The sequence below is a fragment of the Rhodanobacter spathiphylli B39 genome (assembly GCF_000264295.1).
Classification (GTDB): Bacteria; Pseudomonadota; Gammaproteobacteria; order Xanthomonadales; family Rhodanobacteraceae; genus Rhodanobacter; species Rhodanobacter spathiphylli.
In genome coordinates, this window is the sequence record NZ_AJXT01000049.1 from 1 (window position 1) to 23,657 (window position 23,657).

The 23,657-nt window shown below is 67.3% G+C and carries 19 protein-coding genes and 1 pseudogene; 11 read left to right on the top strand and 9 right to left on the bottom strand.

Going from position 1 to position 23,657, the window contains the following annotated elements; translation table 11 throughout:
* Positions 1-2,748: TonB-dependent receptor plug domain-containing protein (locus tag UU7_RS15585; protein WP_007809971.1), on the top strand; the 2,748-nt coding region annotated here is incomplete at its 5' end.
* Between the two features lie 105 nt (positions 2,749-2,853).
* Here the strand turns inward: UU7_RS15585 and UU7_RS15590 are convergent.
* Positions 2,854-3,645, bottom strand: coding sequence for an AMP nucleosidase (locus UU7_RS15590; RefSeq protein WP_007809973.1), 792 nt, complete (start codon positions 3,643-3,645; stop codon positions 2,854-2,856).
* A gap of 195 nt (positions 3,646-3,840) precedes the next feature.
* On the opposite strand from UU7_RS15590, the gene UU7_RS15595 reads away from it, so the two are divergent.
* Entirely contained in the window at positions 3,841-4,785 is a 945-nt protein-coding gene (locus UU7_RS15595) for a DegV family protein (protein WP_007809975.1), read from the top strand.
* 40 nt (positions 4,786-4,825) lie between these two features.
* On the opposite strand, the gene UU7_RS15600 is transcribed toward UU7_RS15595, so the two are convergent.
* Complete coding sequence (locus tag UU7_RS15600) at positions 4,826-5,608, bottom strand: SDR family oxidoreductase (protein WP_007809977.1); 783 nt, start codon at positions 5,606-5,608, stop codon at positions 4,826-4,828.
* Between the two features lie 102 nt (positions 5,609-5,710).
* Here UU7_RS15600 and UU7_RS15605 point away from each other — a divergent pair, with 102 nt between their 5' ends.
* Positions 5,711-5,914: a hypothetical protein gene (locus UU7_RS15605; protein ID WP_007809979.1), complete on the top strand. Its 204-nt coding sequence runs from the start codon at positions 5,711-5,713 to the stop codon at positions 5,912-5,914.
* A 17-nt stretch (positions 5,915-5,931) separates the two neighbouring features.
* Here the strand turns inward: UU7_RS15605 and sppA are convergent, their stop codons facing one another.
* Together sppA and UU7_RS15615 are read right to left on the bottom strand one after the other, a co-directional pair.
* Positions 5,932-7,791 (bottom strand): signal peptide peptidase SppA, encoded by a 1,860-nt coding sequence (gene sppA, locus UU7_RS15610; RefSeq protein ID WP_007809981.1) that lies wholly within the window; start codon positions 7,789-7,791, stop codon positions 5,932-5,934.
* A 46-nt stretch (positions 7,792-7,837) separates the two neighbouring features.
* Complete coding sequence (locus UU7_RS15615; RefSeq protein WP_007809983.1) at positions 7,838-9,223, bottom strand: MATE family efflux transporter; 1,386 nt, start codon at positions 9,221-9,223, stop codon at positions 7,838-7,840.
* Positions 9,224-9,330: 107 nt separating this feature from the next.
* On the opposite strand from UU7_RS15615, the gene UU7_RS15620 reads away from it, so the two are divergent.
* A complete protein-coding gene (locus tag UU7_RS15620; protein WP_007809984.1) occupies positions 9,331-10,539 on the top strand; it encodes a DUF3667 domain-containing protein in 1,209 nt (402 codons plus the stop codon).
* 387 nt (positions 10,540-10,926) lie between these two features.
* Positions 10,927-13,101, top strand: coding sequence for a primosomal protein N' (locus tag UU7_RS15625; protein WP_007809986.1), 2,175 nt, complete (start codon positions 10,927-10,929; stop codon positions 13,099-13,101).
* A 16-nt stretch (positions 13,102-13,117) separates the two neighbouring features.
* Here the strand turns inward: UU7_RS15625 and tatC are convergent, their stop codons facing one another.
* From tatC to UU7_RS15645, 4 genes and pseudogenes are all read right to left on the bottom strand, one after another.
* Positions 13,118-13,867 (bottom strand): twin-arginine translocase subunit TatC, encoded by a 750-nt coding sequence (gene tatC, locus UU7_RS15630; RefSeq protein WP_007809987.1) that lies wholly within the window; start codon positions 13,865-13,867, stop codon positions 13,118-13,120.
* Positions 13,854-14,303, bottom strand: coding sequence for a Sec-independent protein translocase protein TatB (gene tatB / locus UU7_RS15635; RefSeq protein WP_007809989.1), 450 nt, complete (start codon positions 14,301-14,303; stop codon positions 13,854-13,856). The genes tatC and tatB overlap by 14 nt, the downstream gene beginning before the upstream one ends.
* Positions 14,304-14,320: 17 nt before the next feature.
* Positions 14,321-14,560, bottom strand: coding sequence for a twin-arginine translocase TatA/TatE family subunit (tatA, locus tag UU7_RS15640; protein ID WP_007809992.1), 240 nt, complete (start codon positions 14,558-14,560; stop codon positions 14,321-14,323).
* A 63-nt stretch (positions 14,561-14,623) separates the two neighbouring features.
* Positions 14,624-15,295, bottom strand: a pseudogene (locus UU7_RS15645) (lipid-binding SYLF domain-containing protein); the annotation flags it as partial.
* Between the two features lie 144 nt (positions 15,296-15,439).
* Here UU7_RS15645 and hemH point away from each other — a divergent pair.
* Together hemH and UU7_RS15655 are read left to right on the top strand one after the other, a co-directional pair.
* Positions 15,440-16,576, top strand: coding sequence for a ferrochelatase (gene hemH / locus UU7_RS15650; protein ID WP_040673591.1), 1,137 nt, complete (start codon positions 15,440-15,442; stop codon positions 16,574-16,576).
* Positions 16,569-17,399, top strand: coding sequence for an alpha/beta fold hydrolase (locus UU7_RS15655; RefSeq protein ID WP_040673592.1), 831 nt, complete (start codon positions 16,569-16,571; stop codon positions 17,397-17,399). The genes hemH and UU7_RS15655 overlap by 8 nt, the downstream gene beginning before the upstream one ends.
* A 40-nt stretch (positions 17,400-17,439) precedes the next feature.
* On the opposite strand, the gene UU7_RS15660 is transcribed toward UU7_RS15655, so the two are convergent.
* On the bottom strand, positions 17,440-19,176 hold the full coding sequence (locus UU7_RS15660; protein WP_007810001.1) for a dipeptidyl-peptidase 3 family protein: 1,737 nt from the start codon (positions 19,174-19,176) through the stop codon (positions 17,440-17,442).
* Positions 19,177-19,297: 121 nt separating this feature from the next.
* Between UU7_RS15660 and UU7_RS15665 the strand changes: the two genes are divergently transcribed.
* From UU7_RS15665 to UU7_RS15680, 4 genes are all read left to right on the top strand, one after another.
* Positions 19,298-20,686 (top strand): TCR/Tet family MFS transporter, encoded by a 1,389-nt coding sequence (locus tag UU7_RS15665; RefSeq protein ID WP_425480520.1) that lies wholly within the window; start codon positions 19,298-19,300, stop codon positions 20,684-20,686.
* A complete protein-coding gene (locus UU7_RS15670; RefSeq protein WP_007810005.1) occupies positions 20,683-21,189 on the top strand; it encodes a DUF1993 domain-containing protein in 507 nt (168 codons plus the stop codon). Before UU7_RS15665 ends, UU7_RS15670 begins: the two co-directional genes overlap by 4 nt.
* Before the next feature lie 85 nt (positions 21,190-21,274).
* A complete protein-coding gene (locus tag UU7_RS15675; protein ID WP_007810007.1) occupies positions 21,275-22,918 on the top strand; it encodes an NAD(P)/FAD-dependent oxidoreductase in 1,644 nt (547 codons plus the stop codon).
* A gap of 78 nt (positions 22,919-22,996) precedes the next feature.
* Entirely contained in the window at positions 22,997-23,650 is a 654-nt protein-coding gene (locus UU7_RS15680; RefSeq protein WP_007810009.1) for a DsbA family oxidoreductase, read from the top strand.
* The last annotated feature ends 7 nt before the right edge of the window (positions 23,651-23,657 follow it).

Sequence of the window (23,657 nt, forward strand, 5' to 3'; positions counted from 1 at the left end):
GGGCAGAATGCCCAGACCCTGTCGGCGGTGACGGTGCAGGCCAACGCCCTGCCCAGCATCGACGTCAGCGGCGTCGACTCCCGCACGGTCATCACCGCCGATCAGCTGGCCCGTCTGCCGTTGGCGCGCAGCGCCGAGGCCATCGCCTTGCTGGCTCCTGGCGTGGTCCAGGGTAGCGGCCTGTTCACCAATCTGACCGGTGGCTCGGTGGTCTCGTTCGGTGGCTCCTCGGTGACCGAGAACGCGTATTACATCAACGGCTTCAACACCACCGATCCGCTCAGCGGCTTCGGCGGCATCACCCTGCCGTATGGCGCCATTGACCAGCAGGAAATCATGAGCGGCGGCTACGGCGCCGCTTACGGTCGTTCCGACGGCGGCGTGATCAGCCAGGTCGGCAAGCGCGGCACCAACGAGTGGCACTTCGGTGGCCAGATCCAGTGGACCCCGAAGGATCTGCGTTCCGATCCGGATAACTGGTACTACGTCAACAAGGACGGTTCGCAAGGCAAGTTGCGCCAGTACCGCAAGAACAACAAGTCGTGGACCACGACGGTCGACGCCTATGTCGGCGGCCCGCTGATCAAGGACAAGCTGTTCATCTTCGCGGCCGTCGAGGCCGAGCGCCAGCAGGGCGAGTCGACCGGTGCGAACGTGGCGCCGTTCGTCGACCACTACCGCTATGACAACCCGAAGTGGTACGGCAAGCTGGACTGGAACATCACCGACAGCAACATCCTCGAGCTGACCGGTGCGTCGAACAAGTCGTCCTACCAGGGCGTCTTCAACGACTTCGACTACGCCACCCTGAAGGAAGGCGGCTTCAACAGCAACGACACCCATACCAAGAACGGTGCGGATGTCTATTCGGCCAAGTTCACCAGCTACATCACCGACGACCTGACCGTGACGGCCCTGTACGGCAAGATGAAGGGCACCTGGTACAGCAGCATCGCCGACTACGATCCGACCTATCCGTACCTGTTCACTCCCAACGAACAGAACCCTGCTCTGAATGGCGGCTCGCCGATCACCAACAGCCAGACGGTGTCGACGATCAACCTGCCAGACCATCGTTCGACCAATACGAACCTGCGCATCGATCTGAGCTACAAGCTCGGTGACCACACGCTGACCGCCGGTATCGACAACCAGGATCAGAAGAACGTCGATGGCGGCACCAAGTTCCCCGACGGCGGCCTCGGCTACGCCTGGGAATACAACCCGCCGGTGGACGGCACCGATCCGAATGCCTACATCGTGGGCGGTCCGGGCACGGCTCAGCCGGGCGCCGACTGGCGGAACTCGCCGTGGGTGGCGGGCGCGGGCGGCTACGCCGGCGGCGAAGATGGCTACTACGTGGCCAAGTACCAGTACCACGACAACGCTTCGGTTCGCGTGGCACAGCGCGCCCAGTACGTCGAGGACAGCTGGCAGGTGAACGATCGCTGGTTGGTCAAGCTCGGTCTGCGCAATGACCAGTTCACCAACTACAACGCCGTGGGCGAACCGTACCTGCGCCTGACCAGCCCGCAGTGGGCGCCGCGCGTGGGCTTCAGCTGGGACGTGAACGGTGATTCCAGCTTCAAGGTCTACGGCAACGCCGGCCGCTACTACCTCGCGCTGCCCACCAGCGTGGCGCTGCGCTCGGCCGGTACCTCGCTGTACACCCGCCAGTACTACACCTACACCGGCATTGATGCCAACGGCATCCCGACCGGCCTGACCCCGATCGACACCTATCTGGGTGCCGGTGCACCGGTGTCGGCCAACGGCGAGTACGGCCAGGCCCGCGATCCGAAGACCTCGGCGTCGACCAACCTGAAGTCGGAATATCAGGACGAGTACATCTTCGGCTTCGACAAGAAGCTGGGCGACTCCTGGGTCTATGGCGCCAAGGCGACCTACCGCAACCTGCGCAACGCGATTGACGACGTGGGCGACAACATCTCGATCATCGCCAAGATGAACGCGATGGGCATCGACCCGAACAGCTACGACGCCACCCGCGTGCCGGCGAGCATCCTGATCAACCCGGGCAGCACCTCCTACTTCAACATTCCGAAGCTGGGTGGCGGCTACTACACCGTGCAGATGGACTGGAAGAACGACTTCCACTTCAACACCACGATGAAGCGCAAGTACTACGGCCTGGATCTGTATCTGGAACATCCGTTCGACGGCAAGTGGTACGGCAAGGTCGACTACCTGTTCTCGCGCAGCTACGGCAACAGCGAAGGCCAGGTGCGCACGGACATTGGTCAGACCGACGTGTCGGCAACGGTGGACTGGGACTACGCCCAAGTCATGGACTACGCGAACGGCGCACTGGCCAACGACCGCCGCCACCAGATCAAGGCGTACGGCTCGTACCAGATCGCACCGGAGTGGATGCTGTCGGGCAACCTGGCAATCCTGTCCGGCTCGCCGAAGACCTGCCTGGGCTACTATGGCGCCGACCTGACCAACCCGGGTCTGGGTTATGGTCCGTACTATCACTTCTGCAACGGCGTGCCGTCGTCGCCGGGTGATACGCGCAACCCGTGGACCTACACGCTCAGCCTGAGCGCGGAATACCGGCCGGAGTGGGCGGGCAAGAAGCTGGCGTTCAACGCGATGGTCAACAACGTGTTCGACAGCCAGAAGATCACCCAGACCTATCCGATCTCGACCAGCTCAAGCTATCTGCGCCCGTACAGCATGCAGACGGGTCGTTACTTCCGCTTCGGCGTGTCGTACGACTTCTGATGATCTGAAGTAATACACGTGTGGTAGTTGCAAGAAGGCCGCCGGGTTACCCCGGCGGCCTTTTTTATGTCAGATGGAAGCTTCCCGTTCGGCTCGCCTCACCACTCATTCCGCCTCGATCTCTTCTTCGAAGCGCAGATGCTTCACGCTGCGTCCGTTTCTGCGCACCAGTTTCAGCGCCTCGATGCCGATCTTGATGTGGGCCTCGACGTACTTGGCGGTGATGGTGCGATCGCTGGCCTCGGTCTTGACGCCCTCGGGCACCATCGGCTGGTCCGACACCAGCAACAGCGCCCCACACGGAATCCGGTTGGCGAAGCCGGCGGCGAAGATCGTCGCCGTCTCCATGTCCACCGCCATGCAGCGGGTGCGCCGCAGGTAATCCTTGAACGTGTCGTCGTGTTCCCACACGCGCCGGTTGGTGGTGTAGACGGTGCCGGTCCAGTAGTCGTGGCCGAGGTCGCGGATCATGGTGGATACGGCACGCTGCAACTGGAACGCCGGCAGCGCCGGCACCTCCGGCGGCAGGTAGTCGTTGCTGGTGCCCTCGCCGCGGATCGCCGCGATCGGCAGCACCAGGTCGCCCAGCTGATTCTTCTTCTTGACCCCGCCACACTTGCCAAGGAACAGCGCGGCCTGCGGCTCGATGGCACCGAGCAGATCCATCACGGTGGCCGCATTGGGGCTGCCCATGCCGAAGTTGATCAGGGTGATGCCGTCGGCAGTGGCGTTCGGCATCGGCCGGTCGCGGCCCTGCACCTCCACGCCATGCCACTGGGCGAACAGTTCCACGTAGTTGCCGAAATTGGTCAGCAGGATGTGTTCGCCGAACTGCTCCAGCGCGGTGCCGGTATAGCGCGGCAGCCAGTTGGAGACGATTTCCTGTTTGCTTTTCATCTGGGTATTGCCCGAATCACGTTACCGGCGACGCCACGCCGGCGAGATGCCAGTTCAGTGGGGTCATTTTAGGGGGGCGGTCGGCCCCCGACCAGCCGGATCGTCGCGGTGTTCGTCCAAAGTCGCGACAGACGCCACAATCACGGCCCTCATGTTATGTTTCGCCTGCCATCAATGTTGCGGGGGGACTACCTGATGCGGATGGGTCTGGCAATCGATGCGGCCTGCGATCTTTCGCAGGAGTTCCTTCAGAAACACGACATCGCGGTGATGCCGATCACGGTCCGGATCGACCGCGAAGTCTTCATGGATGACCGCCGGCCGGAGGAGATCCAGCGCTTCATCAATCGCCGGCTGGGCAACCGCAGCCATTCGGCCGAGACCGAACCGTGCCCGGTGGAAGAGGTCCAGAAGCTGTTCCTGGAAAAACTGGTGCTGGAACAGGACTGCGTGTTCTGCCTGACCATCACCGCCACCCGCAGCCCGATCAACGAGCACGTCAACAAGGCCAGCTTCGCCATCCTCAAGAACTATCGCCAGGCACGCGACCAGGCCGGCGTCCCCGGCCCGTTCATGATGCGCGTGGTCGACACCCGCAACATCTTCGCCGGCGCCGCGCCGGCGATCTACGAGGCGACCCGCCTGATCGCCGCCGACGAACCGCCTGCGGCGATCCGCGAGCGGCTCACCCATGTCGCCAACCATAGCTATGGCTACATGCTGCCGCGCGACCTCTACTACCTGCGCGCCCGCGCCAAGAAGAAGAACGATCGCAGCGTGGGCCTGGTCAGTGCCATGCTGGGCTCGGCGCTCGACATCAAGCCGATCCTGCGCTGTTTCCAGGGCGAAACCGGCCCGGTCGGCAAGGTCCGCGGCTTCGAGCAGGGCGCCGAGGCGCTGTTCGGCTACGTGACCAAACGGGTCCGCGCCGGCCTGATCGTGCCCATGGTGTGCGCCAGCTACGGCGGCGACCTTGCCGTGCTGGAGCACCTGCCCGGCTATCTCGAGCTGCGCCAGGCCTGCGAGGAATGCGGCGTCGAGCTGATGGAAGCACCGATGAGCATCACCGGCATGGTCAACGTGGGCGAAGGCGCGGTCACGGTCGGCTTTGCCGCCGAGGACCACGTCGCCGAATTCTGATCCCGCCGCGCGCGCCAGGCCTTGCTGGGCCTGGCCTGGCTCAGAAGCCGTAGTTCAGGAAGCCGCCATCCACCGCCAGCACCTGGCCGGTGATGTAGCTGGCCGCGGGCAGGCACAGGAAGGCGATCGCCGCGGCCACTTCCTCCGGTTCGCCGATCCGGTCCAGCGGCGTGCGATCGAGCACCTCGTCGAGGTAGTCGGCATCGGCCAGCGCCGGTTCGGAACGCTGGGTGCGGATGTACCAAGGCGCCACGGCGTTGACCCGGATGCCGTCCACCGCCCACTCGGCGGCTAGGTTGCGGGTGAGCTGGTGCAGCGCGGCCTTGCTCATCCCGTAGGGCGAGCCGGTGCGCACATGGGTCATCCCGGACACCGAACCCACGTTGACGATCGCCGCGTGCGCGTGCTGCACCAGCTGCGGGTGCGCCAGCCGGCACATCTCGAATGCGCTGAAAAGGTTCTGCTCGAAGATCCGGCGCCAGTCGTCCACGCGATAGTCGAGGGTGGCGGCGGGCTGGTTGCCGCCGGCGTTGTTGACCAGCAGCGACAGCGGCGTGCCCAGGTCGGCGATCCAGTCGAACACGGCCAGCCGATCCTCCGCTTCGCTGACGTCGGCGGCGAACGCCATCACCTCGCTGGCGGGGAAATCGTCGGCCAGCTCGACCCTGACCTGCTCCAGGTGGTCCGCATCGCGCGCCACCAGCAGCAGGTTGGCGCCCAGGCCGGCCAGCTCGCGCGCCGTGGCGTGGCCGATACCCTTGCTGGCGCCGGTGATCAGGGCATTGTGGCCTTGCAGTTGCCAGGCTTCGAGGCGGCTGTTCATGCGGTCAGCTTAAAGCGTCAAGCGCGGGCTGCCAACGCGTTCCTTGCCTGGCGCCCGCCACTGGCGGGACACTCGCCGCATCCATCACGCACGGACATCGCCATGAAGCTGCTGCCGCTCCTGCTCTGCCTTGCCGCGCTGGGCGCGTGTTCGCGCAAGCCGCCCGAACCGCAGGCGAAACCGGCCGCGGTCAGCACGCCGTTCGACGCGATGCGCGCCGACGAGCAGCGCGCGAAGGATGTCAGCAAGGCGCTGGAGAAAAAGTCCGCCGAGCAGGACAAGCAGATCGAGGCCGCGGGGCAGTAACTGCTGGCGGCCTCACCTCAACGCGGACGGCACAGGCAGTCCGCATAGATGTTCGGCGTGCCCGCCTTCGCATTGCGCAGCAACTGCAGTTCGGGAGCCTTCGCCGGCAACTGCGCGACCCAGTCCGGCAGGCGCACGCCGAACGATTGCAGCACATGCACGCTGGCGCTCTGGCTGAGGCCCATCAGGAAGCGCTCGAAGCCGCCTTGCGGCGGTTCCACGTAGCGCACCGGATAGTCCTTGCCCAACCGGGCCAGACGGCCCGCCTCGGCCACCGCCGCGTCCAGCCCGCCGAGCTGGTCGACCAGGCCACGCTGCAGCGCCTGCTCGCCGGTCCACACCCGCCCCTGCGCGATGGCGTCGATCGCCTGGTAGCTCTTGCCCCGGGCCTTGGCCACGCTGCCCACGAAATCGCGATAGCCCTTGTCGATGATCGTCTGGATCACCGTGCCGACCTTCGGATCGAGCGGGCGGGTGATGTCGAACGCGCCGGCCATCGGGCCGGTGCTGACGCCGTCGCTCTGCACGCCGAGCCTGGCCAGCGTGCCGGGCACCGTGTAATACAGGCCGAAGATGCCGATCGATCCGGTGATCGTGTTGGGCTCGGCGAAGATGCGGTTCGCATTCATCGAGATCCAGTAGCCGCCGCTGGCCGCCACGTCACCCATCGAGACCACCACCGGAATGCCGGCCGCGCGGGTCAGCTCGACCTCGCGGCGGATCTGCTCGGCGGCATACACCTCGCCGCCGGGCGAATTGACCCGCAGCACCAGCGCCCTGGTCTTGCGATCCTCGCGGGCGCCGCGGATCAGCGCCGCCGTCGATTCGCCACCGATCGAACCCGGACCGCGCCTGCCGCCGGCGATCTCGCCCTCGGCCACCACGATCGCCACGCCCGCGGCGGGCAGGTCGCCATCGCGCGACACCGCGGAGGCATAACGGTCCAGCGCGATCTGGCGGAAGTCGTGGCCCTTGCGGTCGGCCGGCACGCCTTCCTTGCGCATCATAGCAATCAGGTCGTCCCGTGTGGCCAGCCCGTCAACCAGGTGCTGGTTCAGCGCCAGCTCGGCGAGGTTGCCTTGGGTGCTGGCGATATGCTCAGGCAGGTTGTCGACGTCGTCGCGCAACGTGGCGGGGTCCAGCTTGCGCAGCTGCGCCACCTCGGCCAGGTAGCCCGTCCACAGGCCACCCATCCAGTAGCTGTCGGCCTGCTTCGCCTCGGCCGAGGCGTGGTCGAGGATGTACGGCTCGGCCGCGCTCTTGAACTCGCCGACCCGGAACAGGTGGACGTCCACGCCGAGCTTGTCCAGCAGGTCCTTGTAGAACAGCCGGTAGTTGGCCAAGCCGGTGAGCATCACGCCGCCCTGCGGATCGACCAGCAGCCGGTCGGCGTGGGCGGCCAGGTAATACTGGCCCTGGTCCAGGTTCACGCCCCAGGCGATCACCGGCTTGCCCGCCGCGCGGAACCGGTCCAGCGCCGCGCCGACTTCGCGCAACGCGGCAAAGCCGCCGCCCTGCAGTTCGTCGGGCAGCAGCAGGATGCGGCTGATCCGCGGATCCTTCGCCGCGGCATCGATCGCGCCGGTCAGGTCGCGAAGTTGCACCTGCCTGGGCTCTTCGCCGGACAAGCCGTCGAGCGCGCGCTGCAGCGGATCGATGCTGGACTGTTCGACCAGCTGGCCTCGCGGCTTGATCACCAGCACGCTGTCGGACTGCACCGTGCGATCCACGTCGGCGCCGAGCACCAGCAGCAGGATGAACAGCAGGCCGAAGAACACCACGTTGATGATGATCAGCCGACAGCCGTTGATGAAACGCCCCACGGCGCAGAGAAAGGCCCAGAAGCCGTTGCGACGGAGCGGTGGCGGCGAAGTCATGCGATGGGTAATCCGTGTTTGATGGGCCAGCGTAGCGGGTCGAGGGTCAGGCCGCTGCCGTGATCGACAGGTGGCGGCGCCAGCGCTGTTTCCAGGCGCTGCGCCAGAACCGGGTGAACAGCATCACCGCGGCCACCGACAGGCCGGCGATCAGGCCGATCCACATGCCCCGCGCGCCCATGCCGTGGTGGAACGCCAGCCACCAGCCCACCGGCATGCCGACCACCCAGTACGCGAACAGGGTGATCGCCATCGGCACGCGGGTGTCCTTGAGCCCGCGCAGCGCGCCATTGGCGGCCACCTGGATGCCGTCGGAAAACTGGAACACGCCGGCCAGCATGATCAGTTGCGCGGCGAGCATGATCACCTTCGGATCGCGCGTGTACAGCGTGGCGATGAAATGGGGCAGGCCCAGCATGAAGCCGGCCGAAACCAGCTGGGTCACCAGGGTCAGGCCGATCCCGCAGAAGCCCGCGTAGCGCACGCCCTGTTCGTCGCCGCGCCCCACCGCATTGCCCACCCGCACGGTGATCGCCATCGCCAGTCCCAGCGGGATCATGAAGAAGAACGAGGCGATGTTGATCGCGATCTGATGGCTGGCGATCACCGACTCGCCCAGCGTGGCGATGATCAGCGCGGTGGCCACGAACAGCCCGGCTTCGGCCAGCAGGGTCACCGTCATCGGCAGGCCGATGTGCAGCAGCTGGCCGATCCGGCGCAGGTCCGGCCATTCGAAACGCTCGAACAGCCCCAGCCCGCGGTAGTTGCGGCGGAAGACCACATAGATGCCGAACGCCAGCATCTCCAGCCACAGCACGATCGCGGTGGCCACGCCGCAGCCATGCGCGCCCTGCGGCGGGATGCCCAGCTTGCCGAACATCAGTACATAGCCCAGCGGGATCAGCAGGACCAGCCCGCCGAGGCTGAAATACATCGAGGGCCGGGTCAGCGACAGTCCTTCGGACAGGCCGCGCAGCGCGAAGTAACAGGTCAGCGCCGGCGCACCCCAGCTGATCGCCAGCAGGAAACGCTGCACGTCGTGGCGCAGGCTCGGCGTCACCCCGATGAAATCGATCAGCGGTTCCGCGTGGCGCACCGCGAACCACAGCAGCACGCCCATGCCCAGCGCCATCCACAGCGCCTGGTGGAACACCGCGCCCACCTCCGGCCGGCGCCCGGCACCATCGAGCTGGGCCACCGACGGCGGCACCGCCATCATCATGCCGATGCCGCTGACGATCGCCAGCGACCAGATGTTCGCGCCCACCGCCACCGCGCCCAGCACGTGTTCATTGACGTGACCGGCCAGCACGGTGTCGATCACGTTGCTGCCGATCGCCGCCAGCTGGGCAGCGATCAACGGCAGCGCAAGGCGCACCGTGGCGCGCACCTCGTGCTGCAGACGGGCACGTTCGGGACGGAAGGGTTTCATCGACACAGCAGACTCCAGAGCCGGCCATTCTACCTGAGCCATTCGTCACGGCCGCCGCCCGGGCAACCTGTGCGACTATTCCCCGCTGCGACGAACTACGGACTGCCATGAAGCAGCTCACCAGCTACGAAGGACTGCATTGCGCCAACTGCGGCGCCCCGATGCAGGGCGAGTTCTGCCACGAGTGCGGGCAGTCGATCCACAGCGTGCTCAAGCCGATGCACCACATGTTCGAGGAGACCGTGGAGACGGTGCTGCACATCGACGGTCGCATCGTGCACACGCTGCCGCCACTGCTGCTGAAGCCGGGCTTTCTCACGCTGGAATATTTCGCTGGTCGGCGGGTGCGCTACATCGCCCCGTTCCGGCTGATGTTCGTGCTGTGCCTGCTGTCGTTCTTCGTGTTTCACCTGGCGATCGACCAGCTTGCCGACAAGATCCCCGCAACCGGACTGCCCCTGGTGAAGGTCGACAGCTCGGGGATCGATGACGCCGCCACTCCGGCTGAAGTGCGCAAGGCGCTGAAGCAGGAACTTGACGGTCTGCAGAGCGCGCGGGAAACCGGCGTGCTGCCGCCCAAGGCGCTGGAACGCATCCAGGTCGCCGATCAGGAACTTCGCCGGAAAGCCAACCTGCGCCTGATTGCGCTGGGCGCCGCCCCGATGCCGGCCAGCTCCGTCGCGGGATCGCCGGGGTCGGCACCGGCACCGGCACGGAGCGTCGACAGCACCACGCCAGCCAAAGCCCGGTCCGGCAGCACCAGGGAAGCCTCCGAACCGATCCATGTCAGCTGGCTGCCGGACGTGGCCAACGCCCGCCTGACCACGCTGGCCCAGCGCTTCCACGACAACGTGCGGGCATTCAAGGACGGCGACCCCGCGACCCGCGCCGAAGCCAAGCAACGCATGATCAATGGCGTCTTCGGCGCGCTGCCGATGACCATGTTCGTGCTGATCCCGGTGTTCGCCGGCCTGCTCAAGCTGTTCTACGTGTTCCGGCGGCGGCTGTACATGGAACACCTGATCGTGGCCCTGCACAGCCACGCCTTCATGTTCATGAGCCTGCTGCTGATCACCCTCGTCGGCATGCTGTCGACCTGGCTGCGTCCGCATGCGGCGTGGACCGGCGAGGTGCTGGGCTGGGTGCAGACCCTGCTGATCCTGTGGATACCGATGTGCCTGCTGATCATGCAGAAACGGATCTACCACCAGGGCTGGCCGATGACCGTGGTGAAATTCTGGTTCATCGGCTGGTTCTACTTCTGGCTGCTGATCTTCGCGCTGACGATCGCCGCGTTGCTGGGCATGGCTCATTGAACCCGCTTTTCGGAGGCTCTGCCGGCGGTTTTGCACAGCGTCAAGTAGCTGTCAAGGCACTGCTCGCGAGTTTGTCAATTGTGTGAACCATGCCCGAACGCATTTTGCATGTATTTGATTGAAAAGAAATTTTCTGCGTGACCAAAACGTCGTCAAGCCGTCATGAAGGGCGCCACCACGCCCTTTGCGGCCCCCCCTCCCCGTTGCATCCACAGACTTATCCACAGCCGCTGTGGATAAGGGTAAAACCCTCCCCGGGATAGCCACTTACCCTCGACTCCTCGATAGACGGGAAGCAAGTTCACGCAACTCCGTACGACGGGCCGCACACGGCGTGGCCAGCCGGACGAGGCCGGCGGTTACACTGACCCGCCCATGAGGTCGCCCATGCCAGCCGTCCTGCGCATCGCCCTGCCGGTGCCCCTGCCCACCCTGTTCGACTACCTGCCACCGGCCATGGGAGAGGCTGGCGTGGGCAGTCGGGTGCTGGTGCCGTTCGGCCGCGGCAAGCGTGTCGGTGTGGTGGTGGCGATCGAGCCCGCCGCCGCCGTCGAGGGCAGCCGGTTGAAGCAGGTAACCCGTCTGCTGGATGACGAGCCGCTGCTCGACGCCGAACTGATGCAGACCCTGGCCTGGGCCGCCGACTACTGGCTCGGCGCGCCGGGCGAGGCCTACGGGAATGCGCTGCCACTGGCCCTGCGCGAGGCGAAGCCGCTGCCGCTGATCGGCGACGAATACTGGTCGCTTGCCGCGGCCGGCCACCACGCCCACGAGGCCGGCAACCGGCGCGGCGGCAGCAAGGCCTTGCTGGCCCTGCTCGCCACGGCAGCGTTGAGCGCACAGGAACTGACCGAGCGCCTGCCGGGCTGGCGCGAAGCGGCCAGGCGGCTCGCCGCGGCCGGCCTGCTCGAACGCAGCGAACGCCCGCCAGCGGATCAACGTCCGCCGCCATCGCCGGCGCCGCAACTCAACGAGGAACAGCAGCAGGCGGTAGCCACGGTGGGCGCCAGCCTCGGCAGCTTCCAGCCCTTCCTGCTCGACGGCGTCACCGGCAGCGGCAAGACCGAGGTCTACCTGGCGCTGATCGAGCAGGTGCTCGCCCAAGGCAAGCAGGCGTTGCTGCTGGTGCCGGAAATCGGTCTGGCGCCGCAGACCGTGCGGCGCCTGCGCCAGCGGCTCGGCGTGCTGATCGAAGTGCTGCATTCGAACCTGTCCGAGGGCGATCGCGCCCGCGCCTGGCTGCGTGCCCGCGCCGGCACGGCGCGGGTGATCCTGGGCACCCGCTCGGCGATCTTCACCCCGCTGCCGCAGGCCGGGTTGATCATCGTCGACGAAGAACATGACGGCTCCTACAAGCAGCAGGACGGCTTCCGCTACCACGCCCGCGACCTGGCCGTGGTGCGCGCCCGGGCGCTCGGCGTGCCGGTGCTGCTGGGCTCGGGCACGCCATCGCTGGAATCGCTGGCCAACGCCGAGGCCGGCCGCTACCGCACCCTGCACCTGCGCGCACGCCCCGGCGCGGTCCGGCCGCCGCAGGTGCAGATCATCGACATGCGGGCGCAGCGGCTGGAGCACGGCATGTCGCCCGCCCTGCTGGCCGCGGTGGCGGAGACGGTGGCGCGCGGCGAGCAGGCGCTGGTGTTCCGCAACCGTCGCGGCTACGCGCCGGTGCTGCTGTGCCACGCCTGCGGCTGGCACGCCGACTGTCCACGCTGCGAGCGGCCGCTGACCCTCCACGCGGGTCGGCGCCAACTGATCTGCCATCACTGCGACTACCGCCAGCGGCCGCCGCAGGCCTGTCCGACATGCGGCGCCGGCGACCTCAAGCCGCAGGGTCAGGGCACCGAGCGGCTGGAGGAGGCGCTGGTCACGCTGTTCCCGCAGGTGCCGGTGCTGCGCGTCGATCGCGAGACCACCCGGCGCCGGGACGCCTTCGAGCAATTGCTGGAAACGCTGGCCGACGACCAGCCGGCGATCCTGGTCGGCACCCAGATGCTGGCCAAGGGCCACGACCTGCCCAATCTCACCCTGGTCGCCATCGTCGGTGTCGACGAAGGCCTGCACTGCATCGACTTCCGCGCGGGCGAACGGCTGGCCCAGCTGGTGGTGCAGGTGGCCGGACGCGCCGGGCGCGCGCGCAAGCCCGGCCGCGTGGTGCTGCAGACCCATCAGCCGGCACACCCGCTGCTGCGCAGCCTGCTGGCCCAAGGCTATGCGGCGGCGGCGCGCGAACTGCTGGCCGAACGCCGGCTGATCCAGTTGCCGCCATACAGCCATCAGGTGCTGCTGCGGGCCGAGTCGGTACGGCGCGAAGATGTGGACGCCTTCTTGGCCAGCGCACGCGCGGCCTTGCCGCAGGACGACTCGCTGCAGATCGCCGGCCCGATGCCCGCACCGATGCCGCTGCGCGCCGGGCGTCATCGCGCCCAGCTGCTGCTGGAAGCACAAAGCCGGCGCAGCCTGCACGGCATGCTGCGCTCGTGGCAAACGGCCCTGGCCGCGCTGCCGCTGGCACGCAAGCTGCGCTGGTCGCTGGATGTGGACCCGATCGATCTGTACTGAAGCCGTTGGCGCGCGATCAGCTGCCGGCAGGAGTCGGCTTCACCAGCCAGCGCACCGCCAGCACGCCCAGCTCGTAGAGCAGGCACATTGGCACCGCCAGCATGATCATCGAGGTGATGTCCGGCGGGGTGATGAAGGCGGCGACCGCGAACGCACCCACGATCGCGTAACGACGGCCGCTGCGCAGCTTGTCCACGTCCACGATGCCCACCGCGGCCAGCACCACCACCGCCACCGGCACTTCGAAGCACAGGCCGAAGGCGAAGAACATCAGCATCACGAAGTCGAGGTAGTGGGTGATGTCGGTCATCATCTCCACGCCCTGCGGAGTGACCGCGGTGAGGAACCGGAACGCCGCCGGCAGCACCAGGAAATAGGCGAACGCGCAGCCGACGTAGAACAGCACCAGCGCCGCGGCCAGCAGCGGGCGGGCCAGGCGTTTCTCGTGCTTGTACAGCCCGGGGCTGACGAAGGCCCACAGCTGGTACAGGATCATCGGCATGCTGATGAACAGCGCTGCGTAGAACGCCAGCTTCAGCGGCGTCACGAACGGGCTGGCCACCTCGGTGGCGATCAGGTGCGCGCCCTGCGGCAGGCGTGCCACCAGCGGCGCGGCCAGTTCGGTGTACAGGCGGTTGGCGAACGGCACCAGCACCAGCAGCACCAGCAGCACCGTGGCGCAGGCCTTGAGCAGGCGCGTGCGCAGCTCCAGCAGGTGCGAGAACAGGCCCTGCTGCAGGTCGATGTCGGGCTCAGGCGTGGCCATGCGGCGGCTCCGCGGGAGACTTCACCGTGGCGAACAGGTCGCCGGTACGATCGTCGGACCCGGCGGCATCGGCTGCGGTGGCGGGCGTTGGGGGCGCCTGCGCCAGCGGCAGCATGACCGGGGGTTCCCCGCTGGCCTCGACTGCTGTCGCGGCAGACGGCGGAATCTCGTTGCCCACGTCGCGGACCTTCTGCACGGCCGCGTCCAGTTCGGCCTGCGCCGCCTCGGCGCGGGCGGCCGCCTCGCGCGCGGTGCGCCTGATTTCCTCGATCTGCAATTCGCGCTCCACTTCGGCGCGCACGTTGTCCCAGCCACTGCGCATGCGGCGCAGCAGCGCACCGGCGGTGCGCGCCGCGCCCGGCAGCTTTTCCGGGCCGAGCACGATCAGCGCGATGAGCGCCAGCAGCACCAGCTTGCCGAAGCTGATCTCGATCATCGCCGCAGCCCGCCGGCTTACTTCGGATCGCTGGAGTCGCGCTGACTCTGCGTGGTCTGGCCAGCGGACGACGCGGGCGGATCGGCCCGCAGCCGCTCGGCATCTTCCTTGCGCCTGGCTTCTTCCTCGTCGCCGTTCAGCCCCTTCTTGAAGTCGCGCATGGCACCACCGAGATCGGAGCCGATGTTGCGCAGCTTGCCGGTGCCAAAGATCACTACGACCACGACCAGCAGGATGATCAGGTGCCAGATGCTCATGTATTACCTCGAAAACGGATCGAACCGGAAACGCCAGCCCGCACGGGCCGGCGTTCCGCATCAGCGCGAAGTGTACTCTTCGAGGCGGTCGCGGAAGTCCACCACGGGCGTCGGCACGTTGCTGACGCCACCCTCGAAGATGCGCCGCGGGGTCACGCCGGCGCCATACACCGCAGCGTTTGCATCATAGTCGATGCGCAGCGCCGAACCGTCGAGTGCGACACCGGCGAACAGGCCGCGGCTGCGCGAGTACGAATAGATTTCCGCCTTCATCTGCGCATCGGTGGAGGCGCTGGCGGTACGACCCACCGGGCCGGCCGCGGCCGAAGCGTCCGCGCCGAGGGTGAACTTGCCGTTGACGATCGAATCCACGCCGCGTTGGGTGCGGAATACCAGGATCACGTCGGTGGAGGACACGCCGGCCTGGAACCCCACACTGCCGCCGGTCATGGTGATGAAGCTGGGATTGGACCAGGTACCGTCCGGGCTCTTCACCGAGATCAGTCCTTCGCCCCGGCGACCGCCGAAGATGAAACCGGCCTTGATCATGTCCGGAATCACCGCGATGGCCCGCGCATTGCGCAGCAGGTCCTGGGGAATCGCCTTGTCCGGCGCCTGCATGATGTCGTTCATCACGCGCACGGCATTGCTGGCTCGCACCAGCGGCGGATCCTCGGCATGCGCAGCCAGCGCCGGCAGCAACAGGGCCATGCCGATCAGCAGCAGTCGTCGCATTGATTTGTTCAACATGGGCAGCTCCGCTTCGGTTCGGGATCGGTTTCGGCTGGAATCGGGGACACGGGTGGAACCCGGCCCGACGCCGTGGGGATGCCGGGCTTGTGGCAGACTCGCCTGATCGACGTCGTCACGATCACCACCATGCCATTTCGCAACAACTATACCGGCCTTGCCGGCTATTCCCATGACCCGGATGTTCAGCCCGTTCAGGCTGGCGTCCTGCTGGTCAACCTGGGCACGCCGACCGCGCCGACGGCCCGTGCGGTGCGCCCCTACCTGGCGGAGTTCCTCGCCGATCCGCGGGTGATCGAGTATCCGCGCTGGTTGTGGTGGCTGATCCTGCACGGGGTGATCCTGCGCGTGCGGCCCAAGCGCTCGGCGCACGCCTACGCAAAGATCTGGGGCACCCGCGGCTCGCCGCTGCGTTTCGGCAGCGAGGCGCTGACCACCGCACTGCAGGCGGAAATCGCCCGGCAACGGCCACAGGCGCCGGTGAAGGTGGCGCTGGCGATGCGCTATGGCGAGCCTTCGGTGCGCCAGGCGATCGAAGAGCTGCAGCGCGAAGGCGTGCGCCGGCTGCTGGTGCTGCCGCTGTACCCGCAGTATTCGGGCACCTCCACCGGCTCGGTGCTCGATGCGGTCGCCGACACCATCAAGCAGCTGCGCTGGCCGCCGGAACTGCGCCTCGTCAACGATTATCACGACGATCCGGCGCACATCGAGGCGCTGGCGCGGAGTATCGAACGCTGGTGGGCCGCGCACGGCCGCGGCGAGAAGTTGCTGCTGTCCTTCCACGGCATTCCCGAGCGCTACCTGCACGAAGGCGATCCGTATTTCTGCCAGTGCCACGCCACTGCACGGCTGCTGCGCGAGCGCCTGCAGCTGGACCAGCAACAGCTGGTGGTGAGCTTCCAGTCGCGGGTGGGTCGCGAGCGCTGGCTGCATCCGTACACCGACGCCACCGTGCGCCGGCTCGCCGCCGAGGGCGTGCGCAAGCTCGACGTGGCCTGCCCGGGTTTCGCGGTGGACTGCCTGGAGACGCTTGAAGAGATCGCCATGCAGAACCGCGACTTCTTCATCGGTGCCGGCGGCGAAACGCTGCGCTACATCCCCGCGCTCAACGACAGCCAGGAGCAGGTCGACGCCCTCGCCGCACTGGTGCTGCGGCACACCCAGGGCTGGCCCGAGTTCGCCGCCGACTACGATGCCGCCGGGCAACGGCAACGGCGCATCCGGGCGGGGCAGCGGGCAACGGCCATTCGTGCCGGCGATGAGTGAGTTCGTCACGATCGACCTGCCGCAGCGGTCGCTGCGCGCACAGTGCTGGGGCGACGCCGCACTGCCGCCCCTGCTGGCCCTGCATGGCTGGCTCGACAACGCCGGCAGCTTTGCGCGGCTGGCGCCCCTGCTGGCGCAACACCATCATGTCATCGCGCTGGAACTGCCCGGCCACGGCCATTCCGATCACCTGCCCGCCGGCAGCAACTACCATTTCCTCGACTACGTGCGCGACGTGCTGGCCGCGGCGGATGCCCTGCAGCTTGCGCGCCATACCCTGCTCGGCCACTCGCTGGGCGCCGGCGTCGCCGCGCTGGTGGCCAGCGCGCGGCCGGAGCGGATCGAGCGGCTGCTGCTGATCGAGGGACTGGGCCCGCTCGGCGACGACGGCTCGCACACGCTGCAGCGCTTTCGCGAAACGCTCGCGCCACGCAGCGACAAGCCCCTGCGCGTATTCCACAGCATCGAGCAGGCGGTCGAGGCGCGCAGCATGGTCAGCGGCCTGGCCGCCGAGCTGGCCCGTCCCATCGTCGAACGGGGGCTGATCGAAACCGCCGGCGGCTGGCGCTGGCGCAGCGATCCACGGCTGACCCGATCGAGCGCCAGCCGACTGGCCGAATCGCAGGTGCAGGCCCTGCTGCGCGGCATCACCGCACCCACCGCCCTGCTGCTGGCGCAGCCGGCCACCTCGTACCTGCCCGACGCGATGATGCAGGCGCGCGCCGCCTGCGTGGCGAACATCGCCGTGACGCACATGGACGGTGGCCATCACCTGCACCTGGAACACCCGCAGGCCGTCGCCGACTGGATCGCCGCCGCGTAGGGCGGGCACTGCCCGCCCTACGTCCTCACGTACTCACGCATCAGGGCTGCTTGAGGCCCAGCACGTCCAGCCCCTGCTCGAAACGGATGTCGACCGGGATGTGCGCCTGGTCGAGTCGCTTCAGGTCGCCGGCGAGCTGGGCATCGACGTTGCCCATCTGTTCGGTGAGCTGCTTCGCCGCTTCGTAGTCGCCGTCGCCCTGGATGGTCAGCAGCTTGGCCGACAGCGCGTTCATCGCCGCGGTCATCTTGTCGAAGTCGACGCGGTAGCGGCCGGTGGTCTCATCGCGGCTGAATGCGCCCTGCTGCTTGAAGAAGTTGAAGCGCACCATGTTCGCCTTGGCGTGCGCGTCGGAAGCACCGAAGCGCACCGAGCGCAGGATGCCGGCGAGGAAGGTGACGTAGTTGTCCATCAGCCTGGACTTGTCCAGCTCGCCCTTGTCGGCCAGCTTGCTGACCATGTACAGGCCGAGGATGTCGGCCTTGCCTTCCTCGAAGCTGGAGGCCTGGTCCTTCAGCGCCTTGCGCACGGTGACCTTGCTGTCGAGCCCGCTCTTGTCCAGCACGTTCTTGATGCCGAGGCCGTGCGCCACTTCGTGGAACATGGTGTTCTGGAAGAACGCGTCGAAGGTGAGGTTCTTCTGCTGGTCGTCGGCGATCAGCTCATGGCCGATCGGCAGCATGATCTTGTCGAACTTCGCCTGCATCACGTTTTCCAGCTGCAGGCGGCGGGTGCCCCTCTTCAGCTGCACCTGCTCGTCGTTGGGCAGGTTGATCGCGATGGTCTTGGCGCCCACGTTGGCGTCGCCGCCGTAGTAGATGGCGAAGTAGGCGTTGAGGTCGGCGTCGGAGCCGGGCTTCTCCGCCTTGTACTTGTCGGCCACCGGCAGGCCACGCTGCAGCTCGGGCAGGTATTTGGCGAAGCGCGCGAGTTTCGCGCTCCAGGCCTGGTCCTTGATCAGCACGTAGGATTCATAGCTGGCCTTGTAGCCGAACAGCTGGTCCTCGTAGGTCTCGATCGGGCCGATCACGATGTCGACCGGGTTGCTCTTCATGTCCATCCAGGCGAAGTCGCTGGCCTGGTAGTCATCGCTGAGCAGCGCGTCGGCGCGCATCGTGAGGTATTTCCGGAAGCCGGCATCCTTCGCCAGTTTCGCGGCTTCGCGCAGCAGGCCGGCGGTCTTTTCCAGTTCGGCCTTGTACGCCTCGTGGTAGGGCACGCTGATCAGCTGACCCTTGTCGTCGCGACGCAGCAGGGTGTACAGCCCGGTCTTGTCCTTCAGCGGCGACTGCTCGAACTGCTCCTTCGTCATGTCGGCCGGGTAGAACTGCGCGCCGGCCGGACGCGGACCGATGCCGTCGACGAAGGGCTTGTCGTTGTCCAGCCGGTCCCACGGGCCGTAGTTGATCTCGGCGAATTCGCGCACCGACGGATCGCTGATCTTCGCCAGCAGCGCGTCCCTGTCGCCCCAGCCCTGCTTCCAGTACAGCGCGTTCATGCTGTCCGCTGCCTCGACCAGCAACGCGATCATCTGCTGCTGTTGCGCATCGAACTTCGACAGGTCGGCAGTGAGCTTCACCGTGGCATAGTCGGCCAGATGCTTGCGCACGGCCGCGACGGACTCGCCGGCATCCGGCGCTGCGGCGGCGGGTGCACTGGCGGCGGGCGCGGGAGCCAGTTCCTCCTTCGACACCGGCGCCTGCGCCGGCGCGTCCTGGTGGGAAGAGCAGCCGGCGAGCGCCAGCAGCAGACAGACGGGAAGCAGACGTCGAACCATGAGGGAAGTCCTGGCAGGAGAATGCTCCATGGTATCGCGCCGATGCCGCGCCGATACCTGACCGGATGCACATGCCGCGGCGCCCCCGCTTCGGCTATCGTCGCAGTCCCTCCGCCTCGCCATGCCCATGGACCAGTCGCCGATGCCTGTCGCTCCGCGCCATCGCGCCGCGCTGGCCTTCATCTACGTCACCGTGCTGCTGGACATGCTGGCGTTCGGCATCATCATTCCGGTGCTGCCGCACCTGATCGAGCAGCTGGCCGGCGGCGGCATTGCCCGGGCGGCGTGGTGGGTGGGCGTGTTCAGCACGGTGTTCGCGATCGTGCAGTTCGTGTTCTCGCCGGTGCAGGGCGCGCTGTCCGATCGGTTCGGGCGGCGGCCGGTGATCCTGATTTCCAACCTGGGCCTGGCCGTGGATTTCGTGATCCTGGCGCTGGCACCCACGCTGTGGCTGCTGTTCGGGGCGCGCGTGCTGCTGGGCATGACCGCGGCCAGCTTCAGCACGGCCAATGCCTATGTCGCCGACATCATCCCGGCGGAGAAGCGCGCCGCCGCCTTCGGCATCCTGGGCAGCGCGTTCGGACTGGGCTTCATCATCGGGCCGGGGCTGGGCGGCTTCTTGGGCGGCATCGCGCTGCGCCTGCCGTTCTGGGTGGCCGCGGCACTGGCGCTGTGCAACTTCCTGTACGGCTGTTTCATCCTGCCCGAATCGCTGCCGAAGGAGCGCCGCACCGCCCGCATCGAGCTGCACAGCGCGCACCCGTTCGGCTCGCTGAAACTGCTGCGCCGCCAGCGGCAGGTGTTCCAGCTGGCAGTGGTGCTGTTCCTGGTCTACCTCGCGCACTACGTGCTGCAGACGGTATTCGTGCTGTATGCGGATTACCGCTATCACTGGGGCCCGCAGGCGGTCGGCTACGTGCTGATGCTGGTCGGTGGCTGCGACGGTTTCGTGCAGGCGGTGCTCACCGGCAGGCTGGCGCCGCGCTTCGGCGAGCGCCGCGTGCTGCTGGCCGGCATGCTGTTCGGCGTGGGCGCGTTCCTGGTGATGGGGCTGGCCGACGTGGGTCGGGTCTTCCTGTTCGGCATTCCGCTGCTGGCGCTGTGGGGTCTGGCGATGCCGCCGATCCAGTCGCTGATGACGCAGCAAGTCGACCCGTCCGAACAGGGCCGGCTGCAGGGCGCGATCGGCAGCCTGGGCAGTTTCGCGGGCATCTTCGGGCCGTACCTGTTCGCGCAGATCTTCGCCTTGTCGATCGCCCCGGGTTCAGCCATCCATCTGCCGGGTGTAGCCTTCCTGCTTTCGGCCACGCTGATGCTGATCGGCCTGGTGATCGCCGCCCGCGCCACGCGCGGAGCGGGGAAATCCGCCGCCGTCGCGCCGCCCGCGGACCCGCTACCCGATGTCCCGCCCGGCGACATGCCGCCATTCGCCGCGCTCCACCCGTCTTCACCGCCCCATCCGCAGACCCATCCACCCCTGACCCACCCACCCCAGGAAACCCACCCATGACACTTTCCATGCATCAGGCCGCCGTTCCCGTTTTCGTCCGCGCGCTGGGCAACCTCACCCACGTGCTGAAGAAGGGCGAGGAACATGCGAAGGCGAAGAACGTCAGCGAAGAAGTGCTGCTGCAGACGCGACTGATCCCCGACATGCTGCCGCTGATCAAGCAGATCCAGATCGCCTGCGACATGGCCACCCGCGGCACCGCCCGCCTGGCCGGCGCCGAGCCGCAGTCCTTCGAGGACAACGAGACCACGCTGGCCCAGGCGTACAGCCGGATCGAGCGCTCGATCGAATACATCAGGAGCTTCACCGCCGAGCAGATCGACGGCAGCGAGACCCGCGCCATCCACCTGAAGATGCGCAACGGCGAGATGAATTTCGACGGCCAGACCTACCTGCTGCACTTCCTGCTGCCCAACCTGTTCTTCCACTGCACCACCGCGTACAACATCCTGCGCGAGGCCGGCACCGACATCGGCAAGACCGACTTCATCGGCCAGGCCTGATCGCCGCGCGCCGCCGCGACCTTCGCGGCGGCGCGATCTGCGAAAATCGTCGCATGCAACTGATGCCTTCACGGAACGCTGGACCATGCTGCGACTGAGCGACCTCAAGCTGCCCCTTGATCACGACGAGGCCGAACTGGCGGCGGCGATCCGCAAGCGACTGCACCTCGCGGCGACCGACATCCGCAGCTTCACCGTGGCGCGGCGTGGCCACGACGCGCGCAAGCGCGGCGCGATCGCGCTGATCTATGCCGTGGACATCGACACGCCGCGCGAGGCCGAGCTGCTGCAGCGCCATGCCGACGATCCGCACGTGCAACCGACGCCGGACACCGACTACCACTTCGTGGCGAAGGCGCCCGCGCAACTGCCCCATCGTCCCCTGGTGATCGGCTTCGGCCCCTGCGGGCTGTTCGTGGGACTGGTCCTGGCCCAGATGGGTTTCCGCCCGATCATCCTCGACCGGGGCAAGGCCGTGCGCGAGCGCACCAGGGACACCTGGGACCTGTGGCGCAAGCGCGAGCTGCATCCGGAGTCCAACGTGCAGTTTGGCGAGGGCGGCGCCGGCACGTTTTCCGACGGCAAGCTGTACAGCCAGATCCGCGATCCGCAGCACCATGGCCGCAAGGTGCTGACCGAGTTCGTCAAGGCCGGCGCGCCGGAGGAAATCCTCTACGTCAGCAAGCCGCACATCGGCACCTTCCGGCTGGTCTCGATGGTGGAGAACATGCGCGAGACGATCGAGTCGCTGGGCGGCGAGATCCGCTTCAGCCAGCGCGTGGACGACCTGCTGATCGACACCGACACGGACGGTGAACGCCGCGTGCGCGGCGTCACCCTGGCCAGCGGCGAGCAGATCCGCTCCGACCATGTGGTGCTGGCGCTGGGGCACAGCGCACGCGACACCTTCGAGATGCTGCACGCCCGCGGCGTCTATCTTGAAGCGAAGCCGTTCTCGATCGGCTTCCGCATCGAACATCCGCAATCGGTGATCGATCGCGCCCGCTTCGGACCGCAGGCCGGCCATCCGATTCTCGGCGCGGCCGACTACAAGCTGGTGCACCACTGCAAGGGCAGCCACGCGGGCAGCGGCCGCTCGGTGTACAGCTTCTGCATGTGCCCCGGCGGCACCGTGGTGGCGGCCACCAGCGAACCGGGCCGCGTGGTCACCAACGGCATGAGCCAGTATTCGCGCAACGAGCGCAACGCAAACGCCGCAGTGGTGGTCGGCATCGAACCGGCTGACTTTGCCGCGTTCGATCCCGCCGGCGGCCCCCTGGCCGGCATCGCGCTGCAGCGTGCGCTGGAAAGCCACGCCTATGTGCTGGGCGGCGAAAATTACAGCGCGCCGGCGCAGCTGGTCGGCGATTTCCTCGCCGGCCGGGCCTCGCGCGAGTTCGGCGAGGTACAGCCGTCGTACAAGCCCGGCGTGATGCTTGACAGCCTGGACAGCGCCCTGCCCGACTACGCCCTCGCCGCGATCCGCGAAGCGCTGCCCGCATTCGAGCGGCAGGTTCGCGGCTACGCGATGCCCGACGCGATCCTCACCGGCGTGGAGACGCGCACCTCCTCACCCGTACGCATCAAGCGCGACGACAGCCTGCAAAGCCTCAACACCCGCGGCCTGTATCCTGCCGGCGAAGGCGCCGGTTACGCTGGCGGCATCCTCTCCGCCGCCGTCGACGGGATCAGGATCGCCGAGGCGGTGGCCTTGAGCATCACCCGGTGAGCATCACCCCCCGTTGCCATTGAACAGCCGTGCAACGCCCCAATTCTGGAGCATCCGATCCCCGTTCGAAGACCTGCCATGACCACCCCCGCCGCCCTCCGCATCGACTTCGTCTCCGACGTTTCCTGCCCCTGGTGCGCGGTGGGACTGGCTTCGCTGCAGCAGGCGCTGGCCAGGCTCGACGGCGAGATCAGCGCCGAGATCCACCTCCAGCCGTTCGAGCTGAACCCGCAGATGGCGGCCGCAGGCGAGGATTCCACCGAGCACCTGGTGCGCAAGTACGGCAGCAGCGCCGAGCAGATCGACGCCAACCGCGCGGCGATCCGCGAGCGGGGCGCGGCGCTGGGCTTCACCTTCAACATGGACCGGCGCAGCCGCGTCTACAACACCTTCGATGCGCACCGACTGCTGCACTGGGCCGGGCTGGAAGGTCGCCAGCTGGCGCTGAAGCAGATCCTGCTGCGCGCGTATTTCACCGATGGCGAAGACGTCAGCGCGCACGACACCTTGCAGCGCCTGGCCATCGAGGCGGGCCTGGACGGTGAACGCGCACGGCAGATCCTGGCCGGCGACGAGTACGCCGACGATGTCCGCGAGCAGGAACGGTTCTTCACCTCGCGCGGCATCCATTCGGTGCCGGCCACCATCGTCAACGGCCAGCACCTGATTTCCGGTGGCCAGCCGCCGGAGGCGTTCGAGCAGGCCTTGCGGCAGATTGCTGCGAACGGCTGAGCTGCGG

What these genes read in the sequence shown, in the direction of transcription:
- tatA (WP_007809992.1), bottom strand. Translation starts at nt 14,560, where the DNA reads ATGAGCATCTGGCACCTGATCATCCTGCTGGTCGTGGTCGTAGTGATC.
- UU7_RS15595 (WP_007809975.1), top strand. Translation starts at nt 3,841, where the DNA reads ATGCGGATGGGTCTGGCAATCGATGCGGCCTGCGATCTTTCGCAGGAG.
- UU7_RS15660 (WP_007810001.1), bottom strand. Translation starts at nt 19,176, where the DNA reads ATGGTTCGACGTCTGCTTCCCGTCTGTCTGCTGCTGGCGCTCGCCGGC.
- UU7_RS15655 (WP_040673592.1), top strand. Translation starts at nt 16,569, where the DNA reads ATGAGTGAGTTCGTCACGATCGACCTGCCGCAGCGGTCGCTGCGCGCA.
- UU7_RS15675 (WP_007810007.1), top strand. Translation starts at nt 21,275, where the DNA reads ATGCTGCGACTGAGCGACCTCAAGCTGCCCCTTGATCACGACGAGGCC.
- tatC (WP_007809987.1), bottom strand. Translation starts at nt 13,867, where the DNA reads ATGGCCACGCCTGAGCCCGACATCGACCTGCAGCAGGGCCTGTTCTCG.
- UU7_RS15625 (WP_007809986.1), top strand. Translation starts at nt 10,927, where the DNA reads ATGCCAGCCGTCCTGCGCATCGCCCTGCCGGTGCCCCTGCCCACCCTG.
- UU7_RS15605 (WP_007809979.1), top strand. Translation starts at nt 5,711, where the DNA reads ATGAAGCTGCTGCCGCTCCTGCTCTGCCTTGCCGCGCTGGGCGCGTGT.
- sppA (WP_007809981.1), bottom strand. Translation starts at nt 7,791, where the DNA reads ATGACTTCGCCGCCACCGCTCCGTCGCAACGGCTTCTGGGCCTTTCTC.
- hemH (WP_040673591.1), top strand. Translation starts at nt 15,440, where the DNA reads ATGCCATTTCGCAACAACTATACCGGCCTTGCCGGCTATTCCCATGAC.
- UU7_RS15665 (WP_425480520.1), top strand. Translation starts at nt 19,298, where the DNA reads ATGCCCATGGACCAGTCGCCGATGCCTGTCGCTCCGCGCCATCGCGCC.
- tatB (WP_007809989.1), bottom strand. Translation starts at nt 14,303, where the DNA reads ATGATCGAGATCAGCTTCGGCAAGCTGGTGCTGCTGGCGCTCATCGCG.
- UU7_RS15670 (WP_007810005.1), top strand. Translation starts at nt 20,683, where the DNA reads ATGACACTTTCCATGCATCAGGCCGCCGTTCCCGTTTTCGTCCGCGCG.
- UU7_RS15615 (WP_007809983.1), bottom strand. Translation starts at nt 9,223, where the DNA reads ATGAAACCCTTCCGTCCCGAACGTGCCCGTCTGCAGCACGAGGTGCGC.
- UU7_RS15680 (WP_007810009.1), top strand. Translation starts at nt 22,997, where the DNA reads ATGACCACCCCCGCCGCCCTCCGCATCGACTTCGTCTCCGACGTTTCC.
- UU7_RS15600 (WP_007809977.1), bottom strand. Translation starts at nt 5,608, where the DNA reads ATGAACAGCCGCCTCGAAGCCTGGCAACTGCAAGGCCACAATGCCCTG.
- UU7_RS15590 (WP_007809973.1), bottom strand. Translation starts at nt 3,645, where the DNA reads ATGAAAAGCAAACAGGAAATCGTCTCCAACTGGCTGCCGCGCTATACC.
- UU7_RS15620 (WP_007809984.1), top strand. Translation starts at nt 9,331, where the DNA reads ATGAAGCAGCTCACCAGCTACGAAGGACTGCATTGCGCCAACTGCGGC.